This is a genomic window from Acidimicrobiia bacterium (assembly GCA_018057765.1).
In the GTDB taxonomy this organism is placed as follows: Bacteria; Actinomycetota; Acidimicrobiia; order IMCC26256; family JAGPDB01; genus JAGPDB01.
Window position 1 is genome coordinate 1 of the sequence record JAGPDB010000027.1, and the last position, 16,493, is coordinate 16,493.

Annotated in this window: 13 protein-coding genes; 5 read left to right on the forward strand and 8 right to left on the reverse strand. The window is 35.6% G+C overall.

What is annotated here, in order from left to right:
- The 3 genes from KBF89_07845 to KBF89_07855 all read right to left on the reverse strand — a co-directional run.
- A partial coding sequence (locus KBF89_07845) for a cytochrome C assembly protein (GenBank protein MBP9116237.1) occupies positions 1 to 278 on the reverse strand: 278 nt, incomplete at its 3' end.
- A 156-nt stretch (positions 279 to 434) separates the two neighbouring features.
- Positions 435 to 1,076, reverse strand: a complete 642-nt coding sequence (locus KBF89_07850; GenBank protein MBP9116238.1) for a heme exporter protein CcmB — start codon at positions 1,074 to 1,076, stop codon at positions 435 to 437.
- A complete protein-coding gene (locus KBF89_07855) occupies positions 1,073 to 1,765 on the reverse strand; it encodes an ATP-binding cassette domain-containing protein (GenBank protein MBP9116239.1) in 693 nt (230 codons plus the stop codon). Before KBF89_07855 ends, KBF89_07850 begins: the two co-directional genes overlap by 4 nt.
- A gap of 119 nt (positions 1,766 to 1,884) precedes the next feature.
- On the opposite strand from KBF89_07855, the gene KBF89_07860 reads away from it, so the two are divergent.
- Positions 1,885 to 2,880 carry a class E sortase gene (locus tag KBF89_07860; protein ID MBP9116240.1) on the forward strand — a complete coding sequence of 332 codons (996 nt, stop codon included), beginning with the start codon at positions 1,885 to 1,887 and terminating at the stop codon, positions 2,878 to 2,880.
- A gap of 104 nt (positions 2,881 to 2,984) precedes the next feature.
- Entirely contained in the window at positions 2,985 to 3,965 is a 981-nt protein-coding gene (locus KBF89_07865; GenBank protein ID MBP9116241.1) for a DUF5317 domain-containing protein, read from the forward strand.
- A gap of 3 nt (positions 3,966 to 3,968) precedes the next feature.
- Here KBF89_07865 and KBF89_07870 read toward each other — a convergent pair whose 3' ends face one another.
- From KBF89_07870 to KBF89_07880, 3 genes are all read right to left on the reverse strand, one after another.
- Positions 3,969 to 4,613: an HAD family hydrolase gene (locus tag KBF89_07870; protein ID MBP9116242.1), complete on the reverse strand. Its 645-nt coding sequence runs from the start codon at positions 4,611 to 4,613 to the stop codon at positions 3,969 to 3,971.
- Positions 4,614 to 4,713: 100 nt separating this feature from the next.
- Positions 4,714 to 6,390 (reverse strand): VWA domain-containing protein, encoded by a 1,677-nt coding sequence (locus KBF89_07875; protein ID MBP9116243.1) that lies wholly within the window; start codon positions 6,388 to 6,390, stop codon positions 4,714 to 4,716.
- A gap of 350 nt (positions 6,391 to 6,740) precedes the next feature.
- On the reverse strand, positions 6,741 to 8,417 hold the full coding sequence (locus KBF89_07880; protein ID MBP9116244.1) for a VWA domain-containing protein: 1,677 nt from the start codon (positions 8,415 to 8,417) through the stop codon (positions 6,741 to 6,743).
- A gap of 190 nt (positions 8,418 to 8,607) precedes the next feature.
- On the opposite strand from KBF89_07880, the gene guaB reads away from it, so the two are divergent.
- Complete coding sequence (gene guaB / locus KBF89_07885) at positions 8,608 to 10,086, forward strand: IMP dehydrogenase (GenBank protein MBP9116245.1); 1,479 nt, start codon at positions 8,608 to 8,610, stop codon at positions 10,084 to 10,086.
- 151 nt (positions 10,087 to 10,237) lie between these two features.
- The gene (locus KBF89_07890; protein ID MBP9116246.1) at positions 10,238 to 11,491 is read left to right on the forward strand and encodes a hypothetical protein; all 1,254 of its coding nucleotides are present in this window, start codon (positions 10,238 to 10,240) and stop codon (positions 11,489 to 11,491) included.
- Between the two features lie 5 nt (positions 11,492 to 11,496).
- On the opposite strand, the gene trpS is transcribed toward KBF89_07890, so the two are convergent.
- Together trpS and KBF89_07900 are read right to left on the reverse strand one after the other, a co-directional pair.
- Positions 11,497 to 12,492, reverse strand: a complete 996-nt coding sequence (gene trpS / locus KBF89_07895; GenBank protein MBP9116247.1) for a tryptophan--tRNA ligase — start codon at positions 12,490 to 12,492, stop codon at positions 11,497 to 11,499.
- Between the two features lie 2 nt (positions 12,493 to 12,494).
- Positions 12,495 to 15,713 carry an isoleucine--tRNA ligase gene (locus KBF89_07900; protein MBP9116248.1) on the reverse strand — a complete coding sequence of 1,073 codons (3,219 nt, stop codon included), beginning with the start codon at positions 15,711 to 15,713 and terminating at the stop codon, positions 12,495 to 12,497.
- Positions 15,714 to 15,927: 214 nt separating this feature from the next.
- On the opposite strand from KBF89_07900, the gene KBF89_07905 reads away from it, so the two are divergent.
- Positions 15,928 to 16,493 (forward strand): hypothetical protein (locus tag KBF89_07905; protein ID MBP9116249.1); only part of this gene is annotated, 566 nt, incomplete at its 3' end.

Below are 16,493 nucleotides of genomic sequence, written 5' to 3' on the forward strand. Positions count from 1 at the left end.
AAAATTATACCCGCTTTTGCACTTGCCCCAGCTAGAATATCGTACACGTTAGAACGTGTTTTAGGTATCAAGTAAAGCACTGAACAAAGGGTGGTAACAGCAAAAGATACATAAGCTAGCCAAGCAGCAGGTACATGTAGGTATAAGAGTCGTACGGCATCACCTTGAATCTCATCTTTTGGAGAATATATTAAAGATAAGTATGCGTGAGCACCGAGACTTATAACGACTAGGGCTGTTAGAACTGGACGAATTTTATTTGGGAGTAAGCTTTTCATTTCTATATTCAATGCTATTGCAATAGGTCAATTTTTTAAGAATTCAACCCCATTAAATGATGCTGGGGATTAGCCTTTTAAAACAAGTTATCCACAATCGGTTTATCCACATTTTCTTGTATCTCATAGTGTAGACATAAATCCATAAGCTGTACCTTAATCATATATCGAGGAAGCAGCCAATGCGCCAGCCGATAAATATAAAGCTGAGAAGATGGTAGTTAGGCCAATCCACGGCCACACATTGCCTAAACTTATGCTAAATATTATTTCTGTTGCTTTAATTGCACTTATAAATACTGGTATTAATACTGGTATAACTAGTAGGGATAGGAGCTGTCCTGAATCTTTTGCTCGTGCCACTAAAGGTGTATAAATAGCACCAACTGAACTTAGTGCAATAGTTGTTGATGTTATCACCAGCAATAATAATCCTATATTCGCAATTGGCGGAGAATATAAAATGATAGTGATAATCCCGCTAAATATCGCTAAAACAAATATTACGACAATATTTATCATTATTCTGGCAAAAAATATTGTCACAGGATCAATCCCGTAAGATGAGAAAAATTTTGATTCACTTTTATTTTCCATTTGAGAAGTGAATACAAAGGTCGAACCGAAAAGTATGCTCAACCAAAATAATCCTGGTGAAACTTTTTCAATCAAACCCGAATCAGGATCAAAAGCGAATGCAAAAATGAATAAAATAAGTACGACAAATGGGAATGTCCTAAATGCTAATGATTTATTACGTATTTGAGATTTTAATACAGAAAGTACAATCGTTATCATATGTCCTGCACATTCTTAACGTGATTTACAACACCATTTTTTATCTCTAAAAAATCTGTTGCTAAATGCAAGATCCTTTTAGCATCATGTGTAGCAATGATCAATGAGCGACCTGATATGAATTGTTGTCCAAATAATTCATCGAATACATCCTTTGAATTCGCATCTAAACCAGCATGTGGCTCATCTATTAAGACCAGATCTGTAGAACGCATAAAGGCACATGCAAGCTGTAAACGTCTTTGTTGCCCTACACTCAAATCTTCAATGAACAGGTTTTTTCTTTTTGATAGTCGACAAAAATCTAATGCTTCCGATATGGATAATATTTTAAAGCCTTCTATTTCTTTCACATTAGTTCTAGAATGCAAATCAAGTTTTTGGTTGAGCTCTAAATGTTCTAGTACTTTGAACTGGTTAAGATAATTAAATTCATGACCTATGTAAGTAGCGGTCCTCTTTAGGTCAATAACATTTTTCTTAACATCAGTATCATTAACAGTCATTTTCCCTCGAGTAATAGGGTTAATGCCTGCTATTGATTTTAGCAATGTTGTTTTTCCTGACCCATTTTCTCCTGTTACGACAATAAAACAAGCGCCCGGTCCTTCAATATGGAAAGTTGCATCACATATTGCTGGGAATTCCCCTTTTGTAACTACAATACTTTCACAAATTATTTGACTCACATAATTATTCTATGCGAATTAGGATCTTTCCTAGCAATGCAATACAAGTTATAGAATAAGATGTCTATTTTTTATCAATATTAGGGCTAGTATGTACCAGTATTTATATAAGGAACTATATGTTGGCAGATAGATTAAGAGAAGTTATTTCATTAATAGGTCGCGCGATGATAGCCCTTGGCTTAATTCTTCTTCTTTTTGTTGCATATCAACTTTGGGGTACAAATTTCTTTGAGGCTAGAAGCCAAAATAGGTTAGAAAATGAATTTCAGCTTGCACTAAAAGCAAAAGATAAGGCCAATATAACTACTACTATTCCTGGAGCCACAACCGTTCCTGGTGCAACTACCGTACCTCCTGTTATAGACATTCCTATTGCAGGCTCAGCTATTGCATCTATTCGCATTGATAAAATTGGCGTTAGCAATATTATTGTTGCTGGTACAAATAAAAATGATTTACAAAAAGGCCCTGGACATTACTCAAATACCCCACTCCCTGGGCAATTTGGGAATGCAGCAATCGCTGGACATAGAACCACATATGGAGCTCCATTTAATAGGCTCGATGAACTAGATGTGGGTGACAAGATTGTTATAAAAACGCTTACTGATACTTTTACATATTCAGTATCTAGAAAACCATTTACAGTAAAACCAAGCGATGTAAGTGTTATTGAACCTACTAAAGATTCACAAGGAAATAATTTAGCAACGCTAACTCTGACTACATGTCACCCTAAATTTTCTGCTGCACAACGTTTGATTGTTAAAGCTGACTTAGTTGAAAATGACTTAAGTAAAGTTTCTGAACCAACACAATTGATTGATAAGAAAACAGGAAAACTCCCTACAAATATTCAGGTTAATACTGATGAAGATTCTGCTATATCTTCTTCGCATGAAAATATTCTAGTATTTATGTTGCTTGCATCTCTATCATCACTACCACTGTTTTGGTGGTTTGGGCTCATGTTTGCAGTTGGAATGTTATGGTGGGCGGGCTTTGTTAAATTCCACAATTGGAAGATGTGGCTAACAGGTTTTATTGTTTTCATCCCTACTTTATTAATGTATTTCGTTTATCTAGAAAGAGCTCTGCCAAGCAACATTTAGGTTTTTCAGATTCACAATTATCGTAAAATGCTCATATGGTGCTAAATATTTTATTAATCTTCGAATATCCACCGAAATTATAGTAAATAGGTATATCCTTTCTTATGAGTATTGAGCTTCTTTTTATAGCAGTTGCCCTAGTAGTGGTACCTCTAACTGGTGGTAGTTATAAAAAATTATTTACAACAAAATTTAAAAGTAAATGGACTTTAATATTTGTTTTACTTGGTTTTGCTTTTGTTGAATTTGTTCCTCTTGCAAAGTCTCGATTTGACGATGTAGGCATTGCAATATTGTTGGCAAGTTATATATTGCTTATAGGATTTATATTAGCAAATATTTCTAAAAAGAGTATGTGGCTTAGTCTGGTTGGTATATGTTCGAATGCAATTGTTATTGCCTTAAATGTTGGTATGCCTGTAAAATCTACAGCTAAATTTATGATTATTGAATCTATAAAACACCAAGCTTCAACTTCGAAAGATTTGCTTAAGCCATTGAGTGATATCTTTATTTTAGAACGATTTAAAATCGCTATTTCTGTTGGCGATATCATTTTTGGTTTTGGATTAATTCTAATTGCTATTGCACTTTCAAGAAAAGATAAAAAACCTGTTATTGTTTATGCGCAAGATTTCGAAATCGAGGAAATAGTTGATGATAATTTCGCAGAGCGGGAAGAATTAATTCCACAAATAGAATCACATCAACCTGTTTTGTTCAGAATTGAATCTGAGTTAATGCCTGCTACCAATATGGATAACGACATAGAATTTATTGAACAAGTTCAGGTTTTGCAAAGCCAGTTATCTAAAGTTGGAAATGCAAAAGAAGCAAACGATCCCGATTATATTATTGTTAGTCCTCCAGAAGTTAATATTAGTATTCCCAATTTGGAACAAGCCGATGAGATTATTGATTTAAATATCGACAAAGAATTGGTAGATGTTCAAAATAAAAGAAAATATCGTGGTTCATCTCATAGAAGATCTTCGAGGAAAAAGACTGGTATTATGGCTTTGCCAACCAAAGAAGAGCTTGGCTATAGTGACGAATCGATGGAAATAGTAAAAGCCGCCCAATAAAACTTACATTAGTCCAGCAAAATATTTCTGTAATTCCTCTGGAGTATCCACAGTCATTTCTGCACCAGCATTAAGTAGTTGTGACTCGCCATGAGACCCCCAGGTAACACCAATAGTAAAAGCCCCTATGCTATTTGCCATTTCCATATCCCACATAGTGTCACCTATTAAAATCAACTCTTGTGGTTTGCATTCAAATTTTTCCGAAAGCTTTAATAGTGTTTCTGGATTCGGTTTAGGATTTATAACTTGATCACCTGAAACCATATTTCTGAAATATTGATCTAAATCATTTTTTTCTAGTAAATATTTTAATGACGTTGCACGCCGTGAAGTTGAAATACCAATACGATCACCATTCGCTATGCATTCTTCCAATACTTCTTTTATTCCTATAAATGCATTTACTAGTTCATATTTAAATGTTTCACGATAGCTCCGAGTTATACCAGCAACTTGTTCATCAGTCAAAACTTCATCTGTCGCGTTACGAATACATGCTTCTAGATCTAGACCAATCATTTTCGTGAATTCTGTATCACCAACATATTGTGCTCCGTTACGTATACATGCACGTTCCATAGCTTCACAGATTGCAAAATTAGAATCCACGATTGTTCCATCAAAATCAAAAGCTAAATATCTCATTATCTACTCCCAAAGAAATAATGTTATAACAAACAACATCACCATACTACTTAACAGTAGTTAGATATGTTGTGATATTAATTAGCAGTAATTTTTAGCATTAAACTGGGAGTTTTATACGCAATACAGTAATAGGAGCTGCTTCGGTTCTTGATAATAACATAGAAGTATGATTAGAGTTTAACCATTTATATGTAGTTGGTGACGTCGGCATATTCCTAAAATATTGAGTATCAGGATTTATAGTTGCTGTTGCTGTTACTGTTACCCCAATATTTGTTTGACTTAAAGCACCCATACCAGGTGAAGTTACAACAAAATTCTTACATGCTGTAGTAACCAAAGATGCTAGAGTTCCAGAAGTACAAGAACCATTAACAGTTCCAACACCTGTTAGCGTTACATTACCTGTATTCTTAACACTTACAGTGATTAGTGATGTACCCGAGCCTTCCTCATATATAGAAGGTGGTGACGGATTAGACAATGTTGCATCTATATTTGGATCAATCGCAGTTCTTGGATCTTTATATCTATAGTCACATCGCACTGATTCACCAGCAGCAATATTTGAAGCAGAAGTTGTAGTACCAGACAAGCTACCTATTAGTGGTGAACTACTAGACCATGCACCTTGCCTACAAATAACCTCATCAATAACATATCTAGTAACAGTAGAACCAGGAACAAATGGGACGGAACTTGCAACTGGAGAAATATTAAAACCCCATTTTGCAGTTGCTGCTGTTGTCGCTGTTTTATATTTAAAGGCACTAGCTGTATCAACGCTAAATTGCCCCGCAGCAAAAGGAGCTGGAGTATTATGATTAAATTTAATAGGCAACATTTCATTAGTTGCTGCAACCCTTGCATAGACTCCTAAAGTATCAGTTTTAGTAGCTGGTTTAGTTGTAGTAGTTGTAGTCGTAGTAGTCGTAGTAGTCGTTGGAGTAGTACAAGTTTTTACTCCAGTTTTTGTCACAGCCGAATTTAATAATGTTAGAAAACTTCCGTAGGTCGAACCCCAATATGAACTTCCACCACCCAGAGCATCCAATTTCGGTTTATCAACAGCACCAATACCAATAGGTATAACTGTCGTACCTTTAGTGCGTAATGCTGACGCCACAAAAACAGCCCTATCAAGGTCTACTTTATCATAGGTATTATTTAAAGGGTTATAAGCATTATTAATTGTTGGGTTACCATCAGTAAACATGATCACATAGTCAGGATACCCGATTATTGCTGCTTGATTATAAACTTGTTGTAGTGCTGCTTCCCAGTTAGTAGTTCCACCATCTGACCAAGGAATATCATTAATGACTAATTTCTGGAAATTGGCAGCAGTTTGATTTGGCAGTGCAAACCAACCGCCCGAATTTAAGCGTTGAACATTTGTTGAAAAAGTGATTAAATCAGTAGCAGCATTTTTACCCACTAGATTATCAATGGTAGCTTTCAAGCCAAAATCAACAGATGTAACATAATTCCAACTTCCACCAAATGCAGGATCCACCACGGATGAAGAATGATCGGCAATAAGAGTTATTTTGGTTGGTGTAGCAGAACAATATGCCCCAGCTTTAATAATTTGAGGTGAGGCAATTTTATCTTTCGAACCTAATTTAGATATATCGAAATTTGCAAAACCAGTAGTAACACTTGCCATCAATAAAATCATTATTGCTAAACCTAAAAATCTAGATTTATTTCTTGGACTATCTGATAGATCGACAAATTTTTCTTGATCAATTTTACAATCAATATGTTTCATGAGTTCTCCCAAATCACTAAGCTACTTCCAAGCACAGAATTACCAATGCTTTATTATCGTCCAATAATCAACAAATATTATGGGTAATTTTTGTAATGTATTCGCTATAACTATCATTCGCATATAACTCAAGAAATCAACCAAGAAACATATAGGTAGAGTGTTCATTTAAACTGCTTGTTCTTTTAATTTATGACAAGTCCAGTATCTATTTTACGGCATCATCTATAGTATATTTTAAATATTTTTCATTATAAATTTTAGTTACATCAGTAACTTGTTGAAAAGCCAATACCTGGTTTGCATTATTGCAAACATATGCATCTAAATATAGAACTATTCTTTTAGCATTAAACTGGGAGTTTTATACGCAATACAGTAATAGGAGCTGCTTCGGTTCTTGTTAACAATATAGAAGTATGATTAGAGTTTAACCATTTATATGTAGTTGGTGACGTCGGCATATTCCTAAAATATTGAGTATCAGGATTTATAGTTGCTGTTGCTGTTACTGTTACCCCAATATTTGTTTGACTTAAAGCACCCATACCAGGTGAAGTTACAACAAAATTCTTACATGCTGTAGTAACCAAAGATGCTAGAGTTCCAGAAGTACAAGAACCATTAACAGTTCCAACACCTGTTAGCGTTACATTACCTGTATTCTTAACACTTACAGTGATTAGTGATGTACCCGAGCCTTCCTCATATATAGAAGGTGGTGACGGATTAGACAATGTTGCATCTATATTTGGATCAATCGCAGTTCTTGGATCTTTATATCTATAGTCACATCGCACTGATTCACCAGCAGCAATATTTGAAGCAGAAGTTGTAGTACCAGACAAGCTACCTATTAGTGGTGAACTACTAGACCATGCACCTTGCCTACAAATAACCTCATCAATAACATATCTAGTAACAGTAGAACCAGGAACAAATGGGACGGAACTTGCAACTGGAGAAATATTAAAACCCCATTTTGCAGTTGCTGCTGTTGTCGCTGTTTTATATTTAAAGGCACTAGCTGTATCAACGCTAAATTGCCCCGCAGCAAAAGGAGCTGGAGTATTATGATTAAATTTAATAGGCAACATTTCATTAGTTGCTGCAACCCTTGCATAGACTCCTAAAGTATCAGTTTTAGTAGCTGGTTTAGTTGTAGTAGTTGTAGTCGTAGTAGTCGTAGTAGTACATTTTGTTATGCCTGTTGAACCTACGGCTGAATTTAAAAGTGTAAGAAAGCTTCCATAGCCCGCACCATAGTATGAACTTCCACCACCCAGAGCATCCAATTTCGGTTTATCAACAGCACCAATACCAATAGGTATAACTGTCGTACCTTTAGTGCGTAGGTAATCAGCTGCTGCTACACCATACAAATAGTCTTTAACATCATAGGTGTTATTTATTGGATAAGGATCAGAAACATTAGTTGTAGGGTTGCCGTCAGTAAATATAATTACATATTTAGGATACCCGATTATTTCTCCTTCATTTTTAACCTGTTGCATGGCCGCTTCCCAGTTAGTGGTTCCACCAGTTGACCATGGAATATTATTAAGCAACAGCTTCTGCCAATTTACAGCATCTTGATCAGGTAGTGGGAACCAACCACCAGTGTTAATACGTTGAACACCTGTCGAGAAAGTAATCAAATCAGTTTCAACATTTTTTCCAGACATACCATTGAGAGTAGATTGTAAACCAAAAAGAATAGAGTCAATATTCGCTTGGCTACCACCAAAGGCTGGATTAACTACAGAAGAAGAGTGATCAACTATAAAAGTTATTCTGGTCGGGGTAGCAGAACAATTAGCTGCTGCGTTAATAACCTCCGGTGAAGCAACTTTATCTTTATTAGATATATTGAAATTTGCAAAACCAGTAGTAACACTTGCCATCAATACAATCATAATTGCTAAACCTAAAAATCTAGATTTATTTTTAGGACTATCTGATAGATCGACAAATCCTTCTTGATCAATATTGCTATCAACGCGTTTCATAAGTTCTCCGAACTTCATTTATATAATCCTTAGGTTCTTGTATGTCTATTTTGCCAGAGAAACGCACAATAGTCAACCATTATTGAGGGTAGTTTTCATAACGTATTCGCGTTATAGCTTATATTCGTATATGTCTGAAGAATTTTCAAGAAAACAACTAAAGAAGTCCACATTGTAGTGAATAGATTTAAACGTCTATACTTGATTTATGCAAAACCCTATCGCAAAAATACCATTATACTTAACCTTCGACGACGTATTATTGCTTCCACAACACAGCGAGTTTTTACCTAGTGCAGTATCAACTAAAACACAATTTACAAAAAACTTAACATTAAATTTACCTTTCATATCTGCTGCGATGGATACAGTTACAGAAAGTAAAATGGCAATTGCTATGGCAAAGTCAGGAGGCATCGGCGTTTTACATAGAAGTCTTTCACCAGAAACACAAGCTGACGAAGTCAGAAAAGTAAAAAGGGCGTCGAGCATAATAATAAGAGAACCAATCACAGTAGATCTCAATATTCCATTATCTAATGCAAAAGAACTAATGCTAAAAAATAAAATTAGTGGCTTGCCAGTAATTGATAAACATAATAAATTAGTTGGCATATTAACATCGAGAGATATAAAAAGTGCAACGACAAAGACTTCTACAATACAAGAAGTTATGACTACATCATTAATAACAGCACAAGAGCCAGTTAACGTTACTGCTGCAAAAGAATTAATGCTAAAAAATAAAATCGAAAAACTGCCTTTAATTGATAAAGGAAAACTAGTTGGACTAATGACTTTGAGAGATATTTCCCAAGTTGACAAATATCCATTAGTAAATGTTGACGATAGTGGCCATCTAAAGGTCGCAGCTGCTGTAGGTACAGATGAATCGACAGAGAAAAGAATCGCATTTTTGGTTCAAGCGGGTGTTGATGCTATTATCATCGATACAGCACATGGTCATAGTCAAAAAGTTATAGATACTTTCAAAATGGTCAGAGCACAATATAGCGATTTAGAAATAGTTGTCGGAAATATTGCAACACAGCAAGCAGCAAAAGAACTAATTGAATTAGGTGTCGATGCGCTAAAAGTTGGTATAGGGCCTGGTTCAATTTGCACAACTCGTATTATTGCAGGAGTTGGCGCTCCACAGTTAAGCGCAATACAAGACGTATATAGTGTTGCAAAAAATAGTGATATCCCAATAATTGCAGATGGTGGAATTAAAAATAGTGGCGATATCGTAAAAGCACTAGCAGCTGGTGCTTCATCAGTAATGCTAGGGACAATGGTTGCTGGATGTCTAGAATCCCCAGGTGAACAAATAATACGTGATGGCCACCTATATAAAAGTTTTAGGGGTATGGGTTCGTTAGGTGCAATGAAACGGGGCTCACGTGACCGATACTTTCAAGATCATCATGATGTAGATGAAGAACTTGAAGCAAAACTAGTACCAGAAGGTGTAGAGGGGATGGTCCCATTCAAAGGTGATGTAAATACTGTTTTATATCAAATGGCTGGTGGCTTGCGAGCAGGTATGGGATATATCGGCGCTTCAACAATTCCAAAAATGCCCGACCACGCCAATTTTGTACAAGTGACACAGGCATCATTGCGCGAAAACCATCCACACGATGTGATTATAACCGCTGAGGCACCAAATTATTCTGGTTCTTAGTATTTAATATTTTTAAACTATTTAATTAGATATTTTTGTTTATTTCCAACGTTACAAATACTATTTAAATTAACACTATCTAAAATCTATATGTTTTAATAAAATATATAGATAGTATGAAAATAGTATGAAATAAGTATAAAGCGAGCATATGAACATTACATCTGATCCGCGAAGACGACAACAAACAGTTGTTAATAGGCATTTACCAAATAAATTTATTATTGATTTCAGAAGAGTTCGCCATCATACATTGACTGAATTAGCCAAACAAAATAGAGAATATAAAAACTATGTATATTTTCCGCTTCAGTTATTGGAATTAATACACGAAATGAAATCAGATGATATAGAAGCAGTTGAACGTGCTTCAAATATTTTCCAATACGAAATAGACAACTTGGATGATGAAGAAATTAAAGCATTCGAATATGTAATAAAAAAGATTAGTGACGAAAATCCTTTTATATTTGATCATCTAGATCAAAATTATTATTTTGCTCCATATCAATTTTTTAAGGAGATGCTGCCAGAGATGGCCCAAGATAGAATTAGCACTATACAAGCAACTAAATTTAAGTCTGAGACAGTTGTCCCATTTTACCTTAGTAGACTTCGCGAATTTATAGATGTAGGTTTTCAACTCGACCCTAAACATCTAAAAAAGTGTGAAAGAATATTAATGACATGCGATGTTGAAGTTGATCTGCATAACAATGGCAGAAGAATTGGTGGATACAGAGCAAACTCAACAAATATAACATTAGTTGACTTAGAAGAACCAGAAAAAGATAAAATTGGTCCTTTAGCATATGTAATAATTCATGAAATGAGCCATCTACTTTCAGGACATTCAAATGCAAACGAGCTGAATCAATTTAGTATTGGTTTACGCAGATTACCTAATACAGGTAACGAGAAAGATGATTATAACATTGAAAATTTTTTACGTGGCCTAAACGAGGCATTTACTGAATCACTAACTTCATGGATAAATTCAGAGAAAACTCCTGATTTTAATGATATGTCTGTGAGAGAATTTTTCTTGGGTTCAAATAATTTAAATGGTTTGTATCCCCACGAAAGAACATTTTTTATTGAAATGATGGGTGAGACGAAAATAGACACTATGACAAAAGCATATTTCGAAGATTCTGAACTCACCGCAGATTTAACAATAAACACACCTGTTTTTCAACAACTACTCATTGAAATGGAAAGTGAGTCTCTACTAACTACCAGAAATGCGGCCAAAACTGATATATCTGCATTGGCAAATATCTTTACAATATGGATGAATACTACACAAAAAGAAAAAACTGTGGACACAGAAGTTCTTAATATGCCTGCTCAACTAACTTTTAAAAGATATCTTAGCGAATCTGGTCTAGGTCTTGTCAGCTAGCTGATTTACAAACCCACAGCTGCGCGTACCTTGAGCATCAATTCGCTCGCTTGTTGTTGAGCTTTTTCCGCACCTTCTTTTAGAACCTTGTCAACATAGCTAGGATCTTTATCAAATTCAAAATATTTAGCACGAGCATCAACAAAACGATGTTTTATTTGTTCAAAAAGTAGTTCTTTCATCGAGCCCCATGAATAATCACCATTTTTAAGGTCTGACTTTAATTTTGTTGAAACATCTTTTGTTGAAATAGTTTCTATAAGTTTAAATAGTGGAACATCGTCTGCATTTTTTGGTTCACCAACAGGACTAGAGTCTGTTTTAAATTTCTTTATTTGATTCCACATCTCATCATCACTACAAAAAATAGAAATTATATTGTTATAGCTTTTACTCATTTTACGGTGATCTATCCCAGGTAAAGTAGCAACCGATTTCTCTATTAAAGGCTGTGGTACCGTCAAAATATTTCCATAATTTTTATTAAATTTATTTGCTATATCTCGCGCGATCTCAACATGTTGTTTTTGATCTTGACCAACAGGAACTACGTCGGCACTGTAAAGAATAATATCAGCTGCCATAAGGATCGGGTATGAAAATATACCCATATTCACTTTCGCATCTGGATCCTTTTCGTTATTCTGTGTTGCTTGATCAACAACTGCCTTGTATGCATGCGCGCGGTTCATTAAACCCTTTGGCGTTATACAGTTAAATATCCAAGATAAAAGAAAGTCATCAATAATATCGCTCTGCTTATAGAAAGTACTCTTTTCGGGATCTAAACCTAATGCCAACCAAGAGTTTGCTACTCCTAAAGTTTGAGCACGTAATTCGTCACCTGAATTCACGGTTGTTATTGCATGAGCATCAGCTATAAAATAATTTGTCTCATATGTTTTAGTTAATTCTAATGCTGGTAGAAATGCGCCCATGATATTACCAAGATGAATTGTTCCTGTAGGCTTAATACCTGTTAGAGATTTCTTTTTCGCCATCATTAAACCTTAGACAATTTGAAAACGAGTTCTAGATCATCGGTAAGTCCAGCGTCTATTCCATCATCAAATTTTGTAATGGATATAACATCTGACAGAACCTCTTTAGAAATTATATCGTTAAATTGTTTAATTGCATTTTGAACTATTTCTTCACCTCTATATTCGATATTTATTCTATCTGTAATATCAAACCCAGAATCTTTACGATTTTGTTGTATGGCACGTATAAAATCACGTGCTATACCCTCGAGTTCTAAATCTTTCGTTATAGCAATATCTAATGAGACAATCGTTGAACGGTCACCTAGTGCACGTGAAGTCTCGGGATCATTCGGTTCTAATACCAACACATATTCATCATCTGCTAATAAGTGACCACCGACTTTCATTACACCATCATTAAGTTCCCAGTCACCTTTTTTATATGCAGCGAATATTGCCTTAGTATTATCGCCATGTCGTGGTGCGAATATTGCAGGTATCAGATTTAATTTTTTTGAACCAAAACCAGAACCATCAAGTTCGACACGAACATTTTTGAGATTCACTTCATCTTTAATCACGTCTTCAAAACCTTTGACTAGATCAGCTTGGGGGCCTGCTATAACAAGTTCGTTTAGTGGTAATCGTGTACGAAGTGATTGTGCTCGACGAATCGAAAGTGCGTTTGAACAAACATCGCGCACTTTGTCCATTGACACTATTAGCTTCATTTCAAGGTCTATTTTTTGCGCATCGGCCAATGGCCAAGCTGTTAAATGAATACTTAAAGAAGCATCTTTTTCTAGCTCGCTGGAATGCAAACCCTGCCAAATCTTTTCACAAACTAAAGGCATCAGTGGTGCCGTTGTGCGTGTTAGTAATTCCAGAACTGTATAAAGAGTGTTATATGCAAGTTGTTTGTCTTCGTCTTTTTCATGTCTCCAAAATCGTTCACGGCTTCTACGTATGAACCAATTAGTTAATACATCAAGATGTGCTTCAACTTGAGAACATGCTTCATATGAGTCGTTGATATCCATAGCATCAGTAACATTCTCAACGAATAATCTTGTCTTGGATAAAATATAATTATCTAAATCATTTTTAGATTTAGTAATGAATTCACCTTTCATCGATTCGCTATTCGCATAAAGAGTAAAGAAATAATATGAATTCCAAAGTGGCAAAATTGCTGCACGTGTTGCATTTTGAAAACCATTATTATCTACGATTAAGTTTTGTCCACGCAAAATTGTAGAACTTTGCAAAAACCACCTCATGGAATCCGAACCAAAAGTATTAAATACTTCTATAGGGTCAGGATAGTTTTTCAGTCGCTTTGACATTTTACGACCGTCCTGTCCCAAAACTATTCCATGGGAAATACATGTTCTAAAAGCAGGACGGTCAAAAAGTGCGGTTGCTAAAACATGAAGTGTATAAAACCAACCTCGTGTTTGACCTATATATTCAACAATAAAATCTGCAGGTGAATGCTCGTCAAACCATTCTTTGTTTTTAAAAGGATAATGCACTTGCGCAAAAGGCATAGAACCTGATTCAAACCAGCAATCCAAGACCTCTTCAACTCGAACCATCATTGATTTTCCGCTTGGATCATCAGGATTTGGGCGTGTATATGAATCTATTTCTGGACGATGCAAATCACTTGGTCGCTTACCAAAATCACGTTCAATTTCTTCTAAGGAACCATATACATCAACACGAGGAAAATTCGGATCATCAGATTTCCAAACTGGGATAGGCGAACCCCAGAAACGATTACGAGATATTGACCAGTCACGGGCACCTTCTAACCACATGCCAAATGCGCCATCTTTTATATGGCTTGGAATCCAATTAATTTCTTGATTGAGTTCAATCATTCTCGCTTTTATTTTCGTAACATCTACAAACCATGAACTCATGGGTCTATAAATTAGAGGTTGGTCCGTTCTCCAACAATGTGGATAAGCATGCCGGTATTGTTCGTGACGCAGAACTCGACCTGCCGTTTTTAGATCTTTTGCAATTTTTGGGTTTGCATCAAAAACATTTTGTCCTTCATAATCGCTAACACGTGAATCAAATTTACCCTGGACATCTACTGCCACTGGAATCTCTACACCTTTAGCTTGAAGTGTCTCAAAGTCGTCTTCACCGTAAGGAGCTAAATGAACAATTCCTGTACCATCGGTTGTAGTTACAAAATCTGTCGTAAAGATTTGAAATGCATTTGGATTATCAGCAAAATAAGGAAAGAGTGGAACGTATTTAGAACCAGCTAAATCAGCTCCATTTAACAAACCAATTACTTCATATTCTCCAAGTTCTTTAGCATATTTCACTAAAGCACCAGTTGCTAGTATATATGTTTTGCCTTCTTGGGTATCAGTTTTTTGTTTTACAACACTATATTCGACATCAGGACCGACTGCTAAAGCTAAATTTGAAGGAAGCGTCCAAGGAGTTGTTGTCCATGCAACAATTCTTAAATCAACATCAGCAAAGATAGAAGAAAGTTTTTTTATTGCGTTAGGAGATAATTCTTTTATACTAAATTCAACAGTAAGTGCAGGATCATCACGATCCCTATAAGAATCATCTAGTTTTGTTTCCATATTCGAAAGTACAGTTTCAGCTGCCCATGAATATGGGAGTACACGAAGTCCTTCATATATGAGACCTTTATCGAACAAAGCTTTAAAAGCCCATATAACGCTTTCCATATATTCAACATCGAGAGTTTTATAATCATCTTCGAAATCTACCCAACGTGCTTGACGTGTAACATATTTTTTCCACTCACCTGCATATTTCATGACAGATGAACGACAAGCATCGTTAAATTTATCGATTCCAAATTCAGTTACAGCCTTTTGACCAGAGATTCCTAATTCTTTTTCAGCTTCGAGCTCTGCAGGCAAACCGTGCGTATCCCACCCGAATCTACGTGTAACCTTTTTGCCACGCATGGTTTGATAGCGAGGTACGGTATCCTTTACAAATCCTGTCAATAAATGTCCATAATGTGGCAGACCATTGGCAAATGGAGGGCCATCATAAAAGACATATTCACTACTATTTTCGCGTTTTAAGGCGTTTACCTCGATTGACGCCTCAAAAGTCTTGTTGGCTTCCCAGAATTCCAATATCTCTTCTTCGATTTGAGGTATTTTAGGCGATGCGTCTACATTTGGATAAAATGATTTTTTGTCAGAATTTATAATTGTCACATAGCCATATTAGCTTACTATTAATATTTTCTACTATTAATTATCTGAATTCATTGACACAGACACTGCGTGTTAGTGTAGAATGTACTAATTGCAACTTTGTTCATTGTGGAGGAAACTACTCAAAGAATTTAATTGTATTAAAATAAAGCAAATATGAGCGTAAGACATCTTAAAAAATGTGACTGAGCTTAACGCGTATAGCAAGGAATTCATGGAAGACCAAGTTTCAGAAGATACAATTTCTATTATCGAATATGAAGGTAATGACCCAGTAATTCTTTTAGAAAAAGAATTACGAAAGCTCCCAGATATTCGAGCAGCAAGGGTGGTTGCAGGTTACGATGGTGAAATTTCAGAAGTTCATATTGTTGCATCTCCAAAAAAACCCACAAAGAGTTTGGTAAGAGATATCCAATCAGTAGCAATTGCAACATTTGGGTATGACATTGACCGTCGAAGAGTTTCAATTGTTCAAATAGATGATGCAGATACACAAGAATTTATATTCGACAAGGAATTCCGTCCTAGAATTTTAACGATTACTTCTGAATCAACTGGTCTACGCTCAACTGTAAAAGTATCTTTAGAACATCGTGAGCAGCAAGCACTTGGATTTTCAGAAGGATCAATAGCATCAGCATCTAGACACCGACTAGTTGCGCAAGCAACACTTGACGCACTTCGACAATTAGAACCAATGGCACAAACACTAGATGTTGACTCTGCTCTAGTAGTTAGAGTCGGCGGTGTTGATGTTGCTGTTGTTACAATAATTTT

Coding starts and splice junctions, on each gene's coding strand:
- KBF89_07890 (MBP9116246.1), top strand. CDS start 10,238: ATGAACATTACATCTGATCCGCGAAGACGACAACAAACAGTTGTTAAT.
- guaB (MBP9116245.1), top strand. CDS start 8,608: ATGCAAAACCCTATCGCAAAAATACCATTATACTTAACCTTCGACGAC.
- KBF89_07870 (MBP9116242.1), bottom strand. CDS start 4,613: ATGAGATATTTAGCTTTTGATTTTGATGGAACAATCGTGGATTCTAAT.
- KBF89_07865 (MBP9116241.1), top strand. CDS start 2,985: ATGAGTATTGAGCTTCTTTTTATAGCAGTTGCCCTAGTAGTGGTACCT.
- KBF89_07880 (MBP9116244.1), bottom strand. CDS start 8,417: ATGAAGTTCGGAGAACTTATGAAACGCGTTGATAGCAATATTGATCAA.
- trpS (MBP9116247.1), bottom strand. CDS start 12,492: ATGGCGAAAAAGAAATCTCTAACAGGTATTAAGCCTACAGGAACAATT.
- KBF89_07860 (MBP9116240.1), top strand. CDS start 1,885: ATGTTGGCAGATAGATTAAGAGAAGTTATTTCATTAATAGGTCGCGCG.
- KBF89_07875 (MBP9116243.1), bottom strand. CDS start 6,390: ATGAAACATATTGATTGTAAAATTGATCAAGAAAAATTTGTCGATCTA.
- KBF89_07850 (MBP9116238.1), bottom strand. CDS start 1,076: ATGATAACGATTGTACTTTCTGTATTAAAATCTCAAATACGTAATAAA.